Here is a 15,123-nt window from a genome sequence, read left to right as displayed (position 1 = left end):
TCAGTGGCCGAACATTTCCTGAATCCGCGCCGTGTACGCTTCCTTGGCGGTCTCCCGCAATGGCGCGCCGTGTCCGCACAGCGCGTGCCGAAATGACAATTTGCAGAGCCGGGCGAAGTCATCCGGCTGCGGCTCGTTGATCCGCATCCACAGCGGACCTAAATTGGCCGGCTGGAAGAAGCCCATCTCCGTCATAAGCTGCCGCGACTCGTCAGAGAAGAATTCGTCGGACTCCAACCAGTTCTGCAGCGAATCAGACGAAACGAGAATGCCACCGGCACGGTCGATGCTCAGGATGCACTCCGGCCGTTTGGTTGTTTGAAAAACGAACACGCCGCAGCCCGCGAAGGGCATCTCGCCGTCCGGTCGGAGCTCCCGATCGGCCACAAGACCGTGTTCGTGCGTCATGCCAGCCAGGGCCCAAAGTTTGGCGCCGTAGCGTTGCCGGTAAAATGCATCGTCTCTACCATGCATCGAACCGATCTTAACCACGTTCGCTACGCGGCCAAGCGCTTCAAGTCGGGTCAGGCCGGTCTCGTTGAGACGGATCGAATTGATCAAGGTCAGTGCGTCGCCGTCGCGCACCACAACCATGTTGCGGTTGAATTGCCATGGGACGTCCATTAGCACCGTCTTCATCATACCGGTGACGAAAAAGACGTCGGGAAAAACTTCCTCGAGCAAACCGTGGGGCAGGGCTGGCGGCAATTGGTCCATGGCCTATCCTCCAACACGCGCGGCTAAAGTACTTTGATCCTGTGACTACCGCAAGTGACATTGCCCAGCGCAGGACCTCAAACTGAGAAACGCATAACCTCGTCAGTCGTAAAGGTATCGGCCGGCATAGGCGTACTCGGTACTGTATTCGTGCAGATATTCATTGAGATATCGCCGCTGAGTCGGCGTCAGGCGATCATACTTGATGTCGTCGAGGGTCTCGCTGCCGTCGGAAGTATCGAGCCGCTTGAGGTGAAACAGCGTCATGTCCTTGCCGCCGAACAGACCGCGGAGGAAATGATGCTGCCGGCGTGCCCCGGCCATATCGAAGACGGCACCGGCCAGCGCCGTCAGCGTCGGGTGTCGCATCAGCGTCGCGGCCGTGAATATGGGATACTCGCCGGGAGGAGGCACGAAAACAGGAACGATTGGCGGCTGATGCACGGGATGCCGGCGCAAGGCATCTACATAGTCGGAATCAATTCCGGCTTGGGTCGCCCCCCTTATTAAGATGTTCAGGTATCGCCGGGAAGGACGGCATCCTTCTTGGACGAAAGACGGATCTCCGACATAGGTAACGGCTTCCTGCTCCCCTCGTTGGGTGAACACCCGGATTTTAATCCTATGATAGCCATGGCCGCTTGCCTCTGCCGCGTCGAGCAGCGCCAGATGCTCGTCTTCGCATAGATGAAGCACACCCCAGACGGCGTCGGTGCGATCGTTGGAGCACTCTATGTTGGCGACACCGCCTTCGTGGTCAAAAAAATGACGAACGCTGAAACGCAACCGCCAACCGGGCAAAACGGCACGCTTGGAGGCACGCGGCTCGACGCCTTTGGCGCGGAGCGAGATCAAATCCATGTTGGAGGCATAGCCGAAGTACCAGGCCATATCGCTCCTCCCAGCACCCAGTTTACGTAGCGACGCTTCGCTCGATCGTTCTCGTCGACAGTACCGCAACATTCCATTCGGTGAGTTCACCCGATCCCCGACGTCACACCCATTTGAGCCTATCGGGTAGCACGCCAAAATGGGTCGATATCGGCGCAAAACGCCCCTGTGATTTCCTTCACATCCTCCGAACCGTCGCCGATGCTATAATCGTACAGCACTATTCAACATCTTGCGACGCTCTTGGTAATCGGCCCAAAAGCGGCCGAGAGCGCAGGGAGACCAATTGGCCGCGTTGCGACAGCAACGCGGGTTCGTCTGCCGTCATATCCCAGGGCGCCCGACAGCGACTGTCTAATTTTCCATTCGACCGAGAGCGACAACCATGGCCTCTGGTACGTCAACATCGACAGTGGGCACTCTCTATAGACTGATTTCGGATCGAGCGAAGATCCCGCTGAAGTTTGGCGGCCGACCCAAATGGTCACTTTGCGGCTTATTCGGATCTGCGCAGCAACTATGGCGCAACGGTTTGAGATTATTGGGAGATGGCACATTGCGATCAGCCGATTGCATTATCGCCTCGTCTCGGCAAGGACAACAGAACACCCGCCATTGCGTACCAGCATCTCCTAATCTCAATTTTGGCATACAACGACATGACTGGGAGTGAACCATGCCCTTGGACCACTACGGGGTCGCGATCGGCGACCTTATCCGCTTCTATCGCGATCCGCCGGACAGCTTCGGCCGATGGTTTCACGGGCACGTTGAGATCTCGATGCCTTCCGGGATGTGGACGAGCGCGCTCGACGTCGATACGCCCACAGGGCTCGGGATCAGTTACCGGCTTAGCGGGAATCTGACTCCGGCCGATCTCGGTCCCGTTGCAAGCCTGCCAGACGGCTTTCATCTGTTACCATCGTCACCAGCCTCGGGTGCGATTGACTATCTCCGATCCGCGTTCCTGCAGGACAATTTCCTGTGGTTCTTGAAGGCAAACGCAGTGGGCCTTCCGAGATCCCCACAACCGCTGCCGCCGAAATGGCCGCCTCCGACGGCGATGAAGCCAAAACCGCCGGCGCATGAGGTTCTCCTGCAGAGATTCTTGAACTCGATGCACCGGTTCGACTATTGGCTGCCAAAGGCAATCCCGTTGCACATTCGGCCGTGGCTTAGAAGCGACGGCAACAACGCTTTGACCGCACTCGAAGCGGAATTGGTCGGGAACCGAAAAGTCTATCTTTTCGGCGAACGATTCGACACTGGCCAGGGCGTGCACGACGTCCATCAGAACCAAGGCGACCCTGCCGGATCTCAATGGTGGGACGACAATGGAATCTGGCAGGACGGCGCGGTCGCCGTTCAGCGAGAGGACGCCACGCTGTTCCTCTGGCAGGTCCGCTTCAACTCACAGGCTACAAAAACCGACAATGCCGGCCACCCCGCCGCGTAGCGTGTCGGGCGGGCTTGGGTCGAGTATGGCGTTTCTAGTCTAGTAGGCAGTGTGCAGCACGTCGAGCTCCGCGCCGCTGACGGAACGAATCATGTCAGGTCCGACATTCGTGCAAAGACATTTGGCCTCGTCCGTGGTCTTACTGAATACCTGCCGATAGGACAGCTCGCATATGTCCTTATCACGTCCGGACCAGACTTGCTTGCAGAGTGACAAGGTGGGCTCTGGGCCAGCGGTCGCGTCCATGCCCATTTTCACTTGCCAGCATGCGGCGGTGAGATCTTGCTGCATCATGAACATTGCCCGTGCGAGTTGCCTGTTCGGATCGTCCTTGACGTGCCAGATCGCGCTAGGGTGATTGGCGCCGAGTACCTGCACCTTCATCCCCGATGCCAGCGTCATCACACCCAGTTTAAGCGGCGCAAGGTCGACATTGTGTACGGCCTTAAGCCAGTTTCGCGCTGGAGCGCCGAACGCGATCATGGGCCGGCTGCCTGCTTGCCCAGATGGCGGCAGCCAGAGATTCAGAAGCGCGGTCACGTAGTCGTCGAAATGGGGATAGACGCCGGACCGCGGTGTGGTTGGATCTGCGGTTGCGCATTTCGGGGGACGAGGGTCAAGGAAGCAGGATTCCCGGTCTGGCAGCGCAATCGGCACGATGTCGATTATATTCTGAAAGAGGCCGATATCATCCGAGGCTGCGTTATTCTCTATGAGCAGCTCCGTCCACCGCTTGGTCGTGTTCGCGGCGAGATAATCCTGCTTGTCCAACAGTACGGAATCGGGCGGAAAGTGGAGAAGCTGGACGGTGCGATGCCGGACCATGGCCACGCCATGGGGCAAGAAGAAACGCCAGTTATAGCGCCAGAGCTTGCGGCCGTCGGGGCCAAGGGCGTCGAGCAGCTCACGCGCTCCCTTGAGGCCGAGTGCGCCGGCCTTCAGATATTCTGGCAGCGCTTTGGCATATTCGGCAGCGCCAGCGCCGTTTAGCCGGACGCTGATGCGTCCCGCAGATTCCGAAACATCAACTGTGGTCGCGTCAAAGCCGTCCCGCTTCAAAGAGTGGCTGAGGTAGTGTTCGATCGTCTGCGGAAGCGTTCGGTAAGCCGGGCAGACCTCGGCGCAGTTCGGATAGGAATAAAGGGTCGCGACCTCCCCGATGGGGCCAAGATCGATCGTGACCGGTGTTTGGGCAAACGATGCCGTCGCGGGCAAAAGCGCCAGACAGATGCCGAGCAGAAACCGCTGCATGATGTCCTCCTCCACATGTGTTCAACTAACACCACTCCGTAGAGAACGCTCATCGATCTGGCGATGCGGTCCATAGCGAACGCACGATCGATCTCCACATGACTCGACAATGGAAAACGTTATTTCATTTGCCTTGCCAGGTCTTTGAGCAACATATTCAGCACCTTCTCGTCGGTTGCGCTCTCGAGGATTTTGTTCGCGACGTCACTCGTCTCGCGAGCGGTCCGCTTTCCTCCGACAATCGAATCGACTAGTCGCGGCACGATCAGCTGATGCAGATCGCTCAGCCCTTCGGCTGGAGTACCCGCCGCCCTCTGGGCCTCCTCCGGTGGAGACAATATCGGCGCATCTGTCCTCGGCGATTGGCATTGAAACACGCCTTCAAAGGTCGGAGCATGCTCCGTGCGGTCGCCCAAGCCCCAGCGCCCCTTGGGGATGCCGTACCACGTCAGCAGCGTCGCCAGGATTGACGTTGAGTCGTAGGCAACCTCCGTAGGCGAACGGAAGACAGTTCGTTCCTTTATCCAGGGTGAGACGAGTATCGTGGGCACCCGCACGCCCATGATGTCGTATCGGAAGCCGTCGACCATGTCATTCGGCCATGGATTCCGGGCGTAGGGCGGCGGGACATGATCGAAAAAGCCGCCGTGCTCGTCGAACGTAATGATAAGCAGCGTCTCGTTCCAGTTTGGCCCGGTTCTCAGCGAGTCATAGATCTCGTTGAGCGCCCTTTCGCCGGGCGTCGTGCCTCCCGCCCCATGGGGATGGTACGACGTGGCCGGTTTGTCCGAGGCGATCCAAATCGGTTCTAGAAAACTGAACGCCGGCAGGCGTCCTTCGCTGGCATCTTTCTTGAATTGCTCGATATCGGCAATGTACCTTGCGCTCTGGTCTTTATCGACGGTCGGGATTTGACCTTGAAGAAACAGGTGGTAGGTCAAAACGAACTTCTGCCATTCCACCGAATTGTAGATCTTCCAGTTCTTGAAGCCATTGGCCCACAGCACCTTCCAAATCGATGCGCGGCGGGGCAGATCCGGCCAGTAAGTGTACTCGGGTCCATTCATGAAGTTGTTGAGCTCGCCGAGCGCCGAGCCGGTGAGCGCAAAAGCGCGTTGTGAGTCGGTGGCGCCTGGCATCGAGCAGAACCAACGGTCGGAAATGGCGAACGCCTTTGCCAATCCGTTGAGCACCGGGAGCTGTTCGGGCGTGAAGGTTGACATGATAGCAGAAGTGCCGTTGTTCCAAACGAAGCCGCCCATGTCCGGCGTTGCGCGCCTTGCATAGCCGTCGCGATCCTCGAAAAAGAACTGACGCATCGTGTCCGTCATGTCATGATATGGATCGGACGGTATGATGAACTCGCCTCCCTCGTGCTTTTTGAGGTGCACCTTCTTGGGAGGATCAACGTCGACGTCGAGATTGAACATGTCGGTACTGGCGCCATCGAAGGGCCCTTCGGCCCCTACGAAATTGATGTTGCCTTCACCCTTTTCATAGAGCCAACCGCAGACATGATCGAACGAGCGGTTCTCGACCATGTAGTAAACAACATGTTTGATCTTCGAGCGCATGAAATCGATCGTGCCCGGGACCTCCCTGTTCGTTTTGTCGATCGGGCGCAGCCCTTGGATTGCGGTCAGAGTCGTTTTTGAACCAAACTCCTTAGGCATCGAACCTTTGCGCACCGGACCGGTCAGAGGATTATGTTGTTCTGGATCAAATCCCCACAGTCGATACGAACCCTGCTCTACATCCCAATCGAGCAAATACTCGCCGATCGGAATTAGCTGATGGGTGTTGTCAATGTCACTCCAGTGACCTTGCTGTCTGGCCGGCCGTGCCAGTGGAGTGTCGTTCATCGGATCGAAACTCCATAGCCAATAATCGCTGCCGCCCTTTTTTCTTTTCGCATTCAGCCGATCGAGAACGTAGTTGCCCATAGGAATCAGTTCGTGGCCGAAATTAATCGTTTCGAATGCGCCAGCGACCCAGGTCGGGAACTGGTACAAAGGGTCGACTGATTGCGGATCGAAGTAAAAAAGCTTGAACGTGCCACGTCCCGTGGTTGGAATAATATTGAGGATGTAAGAGCTGAGCGGCAGAAGCATCAGCTTCTCACCTTTGTCGAACTCCTTGGCGGGGCCTTCGGGATTGCCGAAATCTGGCCGCGATCCCCAGAACTTCTTTTTTTCCCACGTGCCCGTCTTCACCGAAGTGAGCTCACCAGGGCTGACGGCCCTGACGCCTAGAGGATTTTTGATGCTCGGGTCGAACTTGAACAGGCGAAAGGGAAAGCTGGGCTTGTAATCTCGAAGAGTGAGTGGCCCCCATTCCAAAACGTAGTCGCCTATCGGGATCAGTTGGTGGTTTCGGTCGAATTTGGCTCCTTCATGCCCCGGCATGAGCTTCAACAATTGCTCATCGTCGTCCAGGTCGACGTACCAGACGCTGTAGTCATCGACCTCGCTTGAACGACAGATCAGGTAGTCGTTGGCGGGTGTGCCGCGATTTGCCTTGCCCGGGCGGTCTTGCGCCGAGCTGGGGCTCGGTCCGAGCGCCAGAGCGCCCAATCCGGCCATCAGGGTGCGTCGACTAAGCCCTTCGTCCGCGAGGTTTTGCAGTTTGATGTTTTCGGCCATAACTGTCCTCCTCCCGAGAGCATGCGGCCGACAGCGGATCGCGTGAGTTGAGTTTCTTATCGCGCGTTTGTCCTTCCGACCCGTTTTGGCGCCGGTCGCCACAATGCAACGACTTCGGCGGCCTTAATGGCTCGCTCCGAGGTCATGAACCCACACACGCAATGATAGCACAGTTCGGTAGGCGAGTATGTGAAGGGCTTCACACTGGGAGCTGCACCGCTGGGCATTAGATAATCCGTGAATCAATTGTCCCACGTGTGCGCAGCAATGGTTTTTGGCTTTGCGGCACCGAGACCGAGCAAATCATTGAAATACCCAACATAAACTATCGAAAAAGGCGAGCTTCGCTGGGGTAGTAAATTCTACCGAGATTTGGCATCCGAACACGTTGCAACCATATGGATATTTGCGCACAACAAGCATAGCCCGCCTACCCGCATTTCGGGGCTCGTTATTGCATGCTACTCCATATCGCTTTGGTCTCCCTCACTAGGGAAGTCTCACTGGCGCAGCTATCGCCGGTGTCTGACGCCATTCAGAAGCAGATCTCGCGCGATTTCGATCCAAAGCTCATCATAGGCCATGGCATCCGACCGCCATTGCACGCAGCTCGATCGACTTTCGCAAGCCGTCCAGCCCCGGTGCTCTGGAAAACTGAGGCTAGGCCTCGGCGTCGGAGATGGGTGTGCGTGGTCAGAACGCGAAGCGGGCAATTAGCAGATTTAACAGAAGCAGCCGCAAGAGTGTCAGCACAGCGCCGGCGCGGGACACAGGACCGACCGCAGTCCCGAAGCTCAATCGCCCGGGTCAGAAAACCTTGGGCGGCGGCAGGTACGGCTTGCCCCAGATGTCGAGGATGTCGACCAAAGTCCAATTATCGCGTTCGTCGGAGGCTAAGGCCAGAGCTCGCCCTGCGCGCGCCTCCTGGATGCTCATCGCAACCCGCATAAGGTGATCAGCGCCCCAAAACGCTACTCGTGGATTTTGGGCCATGAAGCGCAGCGCCGCCTGCGCGATCGCGATCCGACTCTCGGCCTGCGCCTTGCGTTCGATCGGGGCGGCTTGATGCCGAGCCTGCTCGACTTGGAATTTCCGCTCCTCGCTCTCAAGCGCATGTTTCGCTCTGGTGTGATACGCGCGGGCGTAGAGGGCCTGGCGCTGCAATTGCTCCAGCCGAGTTTCGAGCGCTTGCCGGTCCGAATCCTTAGCCGGCCCCCAAAGCCAATGCCACATGGACTGCTTAGGGTAGTCCATTAGCTGCTGTGCCGCGGCGTCGGCCTCGGCCTCCGCGGCGCCTAGGCGTGCGGTCTCCTCTCGGAGCTTTCTCCGGGCGGTGGGCAACGATGTTGGCTCGGGGAGTTCCGTGAATTGACAGGCCGCGGTCTCTCGTTGAATGACCTCGTTGAGATCGCCCATCGTTCGCTCAAGCGGCGGCAACGCCGCACGTCGCGCCTCTGCTAAGAGGTTGATCAGCGTGCCGCTGCGCCCAGCGAGGCTGACCGAGAGGGATGTTCAGCCGTGAATCGCGGCTTTGATCGCCTTGAGCACTGCCGGCTCGTCCAAACGTGCCTCGAGCCTCTCCAGCCGGCCGTGAAGCTGCCCGACTCCGCTCACCACCTGCTGCAGCAGTTCGATGATTGTGTCCATCGGGTTCGGCTGGTTCAGTGCCTCCGTATCTTGCGCGAGGCGCGAAATTGGCTCTATCTGATGCGCGAGGTTGGGCAGAAGTTTGTAGGTGGCCTGATGAATGTTTGGCCGGGCCTGGATTGGTCAGATCTCCTTCCAAAAAGTAGTTATTGCGGCTCCAAAAAACTCTGATGCTTGGAGCTTCGACCGCAAGAGCGGGTCTTTGGGGGAGTCGAAAGAAGTTTGTTCCTTTCTCAACAAACGCGCCTGACATAAATTTGGCAGCGTAATCATCGCGCGATGTCCGCTTCGCTCCGAATGACCGAAATGCTGCGTTGCCCGAAATGACGCGATGGGCCACTTCCGGACTCATTCATCGCAACAAAACAGCATACTATTCGATCACGTCGTCGGCACGGGCGAGCAACGACTCCGAAATCGCGAGTCCAAGGTCCTTGGCAGCCTTCTGATTGATGACGAGTTCGAATTTCGTCGGCCGATAGTAGGGAATATCACCGGGCTTCGCACCCTTGAGGATTTTGTCGATGGAACGAGCGACCTGGTGAAAAAGCTCCACAAAATCGACGCCATAGGCCATGAGCCCCCCGCCGTCTTCTACATACGACCGAAATGGATAAATGGCCGGCAACCGGTATTTCTTAGCCAACTCGCCGATCAGTTGTGCCTTCGTAATGAGTTCCGGACTCCCGTCGACGAAGAGCGCGTCGGCACCTTCCTGCGACATGAAGGCGAAGACACGCTGATACTCCGCTTCGCTTGCATCCTCGAGATAGTAGGGCCCAACGACTACTACGCCCGCTTTCTCTGCCGCCTTCTGCATTAAGGCTCCTGCCGGGTTTTGACGCAGCCCCAGAATTGCCAGCTTCGATATTTTTGGGACGACTTCCCGGAGAAGCTCAAGCCGTTTGCCCCAAATCTCCGATCCAGCATCGACGCTGACGCCCGTGATGTTCCCGCCCGGCCGTGCGATGCTCGGCACAAGGCCAAGATCGACCGGATCTATGGTCATCGCAACGATCGGTATGGTGGACGTTGCCTCTTTGAGAGGCGCCACCACCCAATTCGTAAACGCAACGACAAGATTGGGATTGCTGGCTACGATATCGCGGGCGAGCTTAGGATAGATCGCCGCATGCCCCTCGCCGGAATAACGCTCGATTACCAGGTTCTGTCCCTCGACGTAGCCGAGCCGGCGAATTTCCTGGAAAAGCTCGCGCCAGAACCGATTGCTGCTACTTGCGGTCAGCTCGGCGACCGGCCACAATGGATGCAGTATCGCGATCCGGTACGCCTTCGTCGATTGCTGCGCTCGTGCACTAAGCGGCAGCATGACTCCTGAACCCATGAACGCGATGAACTCACGCCGTCGCATGTGTCCCTCCTACAAGGATCACGTCTGTGGGTGGACGAGAGCCTAGCACCTTTCTGCGACGGCCGCTTCGGGTCAAAAGCGCCGTTTAGACGGCGGGTTGCCCACTTCCGGTCTTCCCCTGGAAACGGACATCGTCAGGGCCGGACGCCATGTCTCAAAGGTGCCAAAACCGGACTCATGCGCCACGGCAAGAAAACGCTATTCGATCACCTCATCCGCGCGCGTAAGCAGCGACGGAGGAATGGTGATGCCAAGCGTTTTGGCGGTCTTGAGATTCACGATTAGCTCAAACCGGGTCGGTTGCGCGACTGGCAAATCGGCCGGGCGTAAGCCCTTCAGTATCTTGTCCACGTATATGGCCACTTCCCGCCACTGGTCGGGATCAGAGGCGCCGTACGACATCAGACCGCCCGAAGAAGGAAACGAACCAACCATCGAGAACGAAGGCATCTGATGCTTCAGTGTGAGTTCGATGACATCCCTCCGTACCAAGGTTGGTTGAATAATAACTGCATCCACCTTGCTTTGGCTCATTCCCTCAAAATGACCCTCGGCATTCTCCGTTGGATGCATCATTACCCGATTGATCTCGATGCCAAGGGCCGGTGCTGCGAGCTCGATCTGACTGAGAAAGGGCTTGCTGAAGGGGTCCACCGTGTTCGCCAGAACTGCAACGCGGCGAGCGGCCGGCAACGTCTCACGAATGAGTTCGACGTTCTTAGCCATGACTTCTGCAGCGATAGCCGTATTTCCGGTGATGTTACCTTCAGGCCGTGCCAGGTTCTTCACAAGTCCGGTAGCAACCGCATCGCCGACTGCCGCCATGATGATGGGAATGCTGTTCGTGGCTTGCTTCGCCGCCATGGCAGATGGCGTTTGCCAAGCGACAATAACGTCGGCTTTGAGGCGAACCAATTCACTAGCCAAATCTCCAAGGGCTACCGCATCGCCACCCGCGGATCGCAGCTCCAGGCGAAAACTCTGGCCTTCGATGTAGCCAATTTTTCCCAGCGCTTCTCGAAGAGCTTTCAAAAAGGGACCGGGATTAGGATTCCCCAAAACGAGTACGCCGATTGTCGGAACTTTGATTTGCTGCCCAAACGCAGCAAAGGGACATATTACGGCTCCGCCGAGGCTTAAGAGAAATTCACGCCGTTTCATCCTTGTCCCTGAGAGCAATGAAGCGCGGCTATTCATTTAACTGCCCGAAGCCCAACGTGGTTTCCGGTGCCTGTTTTAGCCGCTTAACAGCTACCTGTATATCCAATTGGACCCTGCGTGATGTCCGAGTCGGGTCAATCTCGTCATCCCGACCATGCGCCAGTCACTTCCGGTCTACCCCTGAGAGCAGATATTCTTGAGCCGGTCGGCATGTCTCAAAGGGTGCCAACTCCGGACTCATGCACCGAACTACGCCCTCATTGGATCACGTCGTCGGCGCGGCTAAGACATGCGAGGGAAGGTTGTGGGGGAGTGCTATCAGTGTCTCCAAATTACGAAGCGTCCGTCCCGAGTTTGGCTTCGAGATTGGATTGCTGCCGCACTCGCCGCGAGCAGGCAGTCGCCGCGCTGCCAAGGAATGAGATGAATCCTTTCGTCGCATGCGCCCTCCCCTCAGAGGACCACGCCTGTGGCATGGAGAGCTTGGCAGCTTGGTGGTTGGTCGCCAGGGATTGTAGCTTTCGGTACCTCTCTGCCGGGCGAGCAACCCCGGGGTTCCCATCACCGCCTGCCGGCGCCCGATCCGCAGGATGGGACAAGCTGGAGCATTGCTGCTAGATTTGCGCAATGAGCATCTCCCTCCACCCGGATACGCAACGGGGTCGGACGCTAGCGGGATCGCCGGTAGCGAGCGCGGGGTTGGGAGCGGTTTCATCCGGCGCGAGGAACCGCAGCGGGCTCTTCATCAAATACGTTGCGCTGTTTGTCGCCGTGGTTGGCGTGGCGCTGCTCGCCAACGGAAGTTTCGAGGTTTTCTTCTATTACCGCGAGCACAAGGCCTCGCTGATCCGGATTCAGCACGAACAGGCGGTGGCTGCGGCGGCCAAGATCAGCCGGTTCATCAAGGAAATCGAGAGCCAGCTCGGATGGACCACCCAATTACCGTGGTCGGCGGGTTCAATCGAACAGCGCCGCATTGACGCGCTGCGATTGCTGCGTCAGGTGCCAGCGATCACCGAACTCGCGCAGGTGGATTCTACCGGCAAGGAGCGGCTGCGCGTCTCGCGCTTGGCCATGAACGTGATCGACAGCGACCTTGACCTTTCAAAGGAGCCGAAATTCACGGAGGCCGTCGCCCACAAGGTCTACTACGGGCCGGTCTACTTCCGCAGGGAATCCGAGCCCTATATGACGTTGGCGGTGGCCGGCACCCGTAAAGATGCCGGCGTCAGCATCGCCGAGGTCAACTTGAAGCTGATCTGGGACGTGGTGTCCCAGATCAAGGTTGGCGAGCACGGCCGCGCTTATGTTGTTGCCGCGCAGGGCCGGCTGATTGCGCATCCCGACATTAGCCTTGTGCTACGCAACACCGACATGTCCAAGCTCACGCAGGTGCAGGCGGCGCAAGCTGGGCAGGCGGGCGGCACAGCCGACGAGCTGCAGGGCGCGCGCAACATCCAGGGGCAAGAGGTGTTGACCGCATCCGCGCCGATCTTGCCGCTCGGTTGGACCATGTTTGTCGAACTGCCGGTCGAGGAAGCCTATGCCCCGCTTTACACCGCCTTGCAGCGGCTAGCGTTCGTGCTACTTGCGGCATCAGTGTTTGCTGTGCTTGCAGGGATCCTGCTGGCGCGACGCATGGTCGGCCCGATCCAGGCGCTGCGCGCGGGCGCCGCACGCATCGGCGCCGGCGATCTCGGCCAGCGCATCTCAATCAAGACCGGCGACGAACTGGAAAGCCTCGCTGACCAGTTCAACGAAATGGGCGCGCGGTTGCAGGAATCTTATGCCGACCTGGAAAACAAGGTAGAGCAGCGGACCGCAGAATTGCGGGAGTCCCTGCAGCAGCAGACGGCGACCGCGGAAGTGCTCAAGGTAATCAGCCGGTCGGCCTTTGACCTGCAGACGGTGCTCGATACGCTGGTCGAATCTGCCGTACGGCTGTGCGAAGCCGATTCCGCGCTTATCTCCAACCTCGAGGGAGAAGCTTATCGGGTGGTAGCAACTTTTTCCTTTGCGCCCGAATACAACGCGCTCATTCGAGGTCGCGTTTTGCCCGTTGGGCGTGGGAGCATGACCGGACGGGTTGCATCTGAGGGACAGGTCGTCCACATCGCTGACATCGCTTCCGACGAGGAATACTCCATAACCGAGACGGTGACGCTGGAAAAAACTCACACCATGCTCGGCGTGCCTCTACTGCGCGAGGGGGTCGTGGTCGGTACGATCAATCTCGGACGCCAGCGGGTGCAACCCTTTACTGACAGGCAGATCGAGCTGGTTCGGACTTTCGCCGACCAGGCCGTGATCGCGATGGAGAATGTTCGGCTCCTTGATGAGCTTCAGGCGCGAACGGAGGAACTCGGGCGCTCGGTCCAGGAGCTGAAAGCGCTCGGCGACGTCACGCAGGCGGTGAACTCGACGCTTGATCTCGAAACCGTGCTTGCGACCATCGTCGCCAACGCGGTGCAGCTCTCGGGTACCGATGCCGGCGCTATCTACGTGTTCGACGAGGCGCAACAGCAGTTCCGGCTGAGCGCTACCTACGGAATGGACGAGGCGCTGATTGCAGCGATCCGCGACCAACGGATCGGCGCCGGTGAGAGGCTGATGCAGCAGGCCGTTTCGGTTCGCGGACCCCTGCAGGTCCCCGACCTGCGTCAGGAGCCCTCCTCGCCGACGCTGGAGCTCATCCTGCGCGCCGGCTATCGATCGCTGCTGGCTGTGCCGTTGTTCAGCCGCGACACCATCGTCGGCGCCCTGGTGGTACGGCGGCGTGACACCGGTACGTTCTCGGCCGGCAAGATCGACCTCCTGCAGACCTTCGCGGCCCAATCGGTGCTGGCGATCCAGAACGCCAGGTTGTTCCATGAGATCGAGGACAAGAGCCGGCAGCTCGAGATTGCGAGCAAGCACAAATCGCAGTTCCTCGCCAACATGAGTCACGAGCTGCGCACCCCACTCAACGCCATCCTCGGCTACACCGAGCTGATCCTGGACAACATCTATGGTGACATGCCCGACAAGATGCGAGCGGTGCTCGAGCGCGTTCAGAGCAACGGCAAGCACCTTCTTGGTCTGATCAACGACGTCCTTGATCTGTCCAAGATCGAGGCGGGTCAGCTCACCCTGTCGCTGACCGACTATTCACTTGGAGACGTCGTACACGCCGTGGTCGTCGCGGTCGAATCGCTCGCGACCGAAAAGGATCTGGCGCTCAATGTTGAAGTCGCCTCGGATCTGCCCATTGGCCGCGGCGATGAGCGTCGCCTCGCGCAGGTGCTGCTCAACCTTGTCGGCAATGCCATCAAGTTCACGGACCGGGGCTCGGTGTCGATCAAGGCTTCGGCAGCGGATGGCACATTTACGGTCGCCGTTCGTGATACCGGGCCCGGAATTTCGGCAGACCATCAAGTGAAGATCTTCGAGGAGTTTGCTCAGGCCGACACATCCTCGACCCGCAAGAAGGGCGGAACGGGGCTCGGCCTGTCGATCGCCAAGCGGATCATCGAACTGCACCACGGGCGGATTTGGGTGAAATCGGTCCCTGGCGAGGGCGCGACATTTTCCTTTACGGTTCCGGTGCGAGTCGAGCGACAGGCGAGGCAGCCATGACCAAGCGCATCCTGGTGATCGAAGATCAGGAGGACAACCGGCGAATTCTGCGGGATTTGCTTTCGAGCGTCGGATACGAGCTGATCGAAGCCGAAAATGGCGAGGACGGCGTTGCGGCCGCCGCCGTGGATCGGCCCGATCTCATCCTGATGGATATACAGCTGCCGCTTCTGGACGGCTACGAGGCGACACGCCGGATCAAGGCTCAACCGGCACTCTCCGCAATCCCCATTATCGCGGTGACCTCCTACGCCCTGAGCGGAGACGAGGACAAGGCGCGGGCTGCGGGCTGCGAGGGCTATGTCACCAAGCCCTTTAGTCCGCGTGAGCTGCTCGCCAAGATCCGGGAATATCTGCCCTGACGAGCCGAG

General features: G+C 58.6%; 11 protein-coding genes. 3 read left to right on the top strand and 8 right to left on the bottom strand.

Annotation, left to right across the window (positions count from 1 at the left end):
- Both V1278_RS04845 and V1278_RS04840 read right to left on the bottom strand, forming a co-directional pair.
- A complete protein-coding gene (locus tag V1278_RS04845) occupies positions 1-717 on the bottom strand; it encodes a hypothetical protein (protein WP_334379871.1) in 717 nt (238 codons plus the stop codon).
- A 102-nt stretch (positions 718-819) separates the two neighbouring features.
- Complete coding sequence (locus V1278_RS04840; protein ID WP_334379870.1) at positions 820-1,608, bottom strand: gamma-glutamylcyclotransferase; 789 nt, start codon at positions 1,606-1,608, stop codon at positions 820-822.
- A 676-nt stretch (positions 1,609-2,284) separates the two neighbouring features.
- Between V1278_RS04840 and V1278_RS04835 the strand changes: the two genes are divergently transcribed.
- Complete coding sequence (locus V1278_RS04835) at positions 2,285-3,064, top strand: DUF2278 family protein (RefSeq protein WP_334379869.1); 780 nt, start codon at positions 2,285-2,287, stop codon at positions 3,062-3,064.
- A gap of 39 nt (positions 3,065-3,103) precedes the next feature.
- Here the strand turns inward: V1278_RS04835 and V1278_RS04830 are convergent, their stop codons facing one another.
- The 6 genes from V1278_RS04830 to V1278_RS04805 all read right to left on the bottom strand — a co-directional run bounded on the left by V1278_RS04830 (position 3,104) and on the right by V1278_RS04805 (position 11,137).
- Entirely contained in the window at positions 3,104-4,315 is a 1,212-nt protein-coding gene (locus tag V1278_RS04830; protein ID WP_334379868.1) for a hypothetical protein, read from the bottom strand.
- 119 nt (positions 4,316-4,434) lie between these two features.
- On the bottom strand, positions 4,435-6,957 hold the full coding sequence (locus V1278_RS04825; RefSeq protein ID WP_334379867.1) for an alkaline phosphatase family protein: 2,523 nt from the start codon (positions 6,955-6,957) through the stop codon (positions 4,435-4,437).
- Positions 6,958-7,764: 807 nt separating this feature from the next.
- Positions 7,765-8,373, bottom strand: a complete 609-nt coding sequence (locus V1278_RS04820) for a hypothetical protein (protein WP_334379866.1) — start codon at positions 8,371-8,373, stop codon at positions 7,765-7,767.
- Between the two features lie 96 nt (positions 8,374-8,469).
- The gene (locus V1278_RS04815; RefSeq protein WP_334379865.1) at positions 8,470-8,604 is read right to left on the bottom strand and encodes a hypothetical protein; all 135 of its coding nucleotides are present in this window, start codon (positions 8,602-8,604) and stop codon (positions 8,470-8,472) included.
- Between the two features lie 373 nt (positions 8,605-8,977).
- Entirely contained in the window at positions 8,978-9,976 is a 999-nt protein-coding gene (locus V1278_RS04810; RefSeq protein WP_334379864.1) for an ABC transporter substrate-binding protein, read from the bottom strand.
- Between the two features lie 198 nt (positions 9,977-10,174).
- The gene (locus V1278_RS04805) at positions 10,175-11,137 is read right to left on the bottom strand and encodes an ABC transporter substrate-binding protein (protein ID WP_334379863.1); all 963 of its coding nucleotides are present in this window, start codon (positions 11,135-11,137) and stop codon (positions 10,175-10,177) included.
- Positions 11,138-11,764: 627 nt separating this feature from the next.
- Between V1278_RS04805 and V1278_RS04800 the strand changes: the two genes are divergently transcribed.
- Positions 11,765-14,752 (top strand): GAF domain-containing protein, encoded by a 2,988-nt coding sequence (locus tag V1278_RS04800; RefSeq protein ID WP_334379862.1) that lies wholly within the window; start codon positions 11,765-11,767, stop codon positions 14,750-14,752.
- On the top strand, positions 14,749-15,114 hold the full coding sequence (locus V1278_RS04795; RefSeq protein WP_334379861.1) for a response regulator: 366 nt from the start codon (positions 14,749-14,751) through the stop codon (positions 15,112-15,114). The genes V1278_RS04800 and V1278_RS04795 overlap by 4 nt, the downstream gene beginning before the upstream one ends.
- Positions 15,115-15,123: the final 9 nt, after the last annotated feature.

This window comes from Bradyrhizobium sp. AZCC 1577, assembly GCF_036924575.1.
Lineage (GTDB): Bacteria > Pseudomonadota > Alphaproteobacteria > Rhizobiales > Xanthobacteraceae > Bradyrhizobium.
This window is presented reverse-complemented; position numbering and strand designations above follow the sequence as displayed.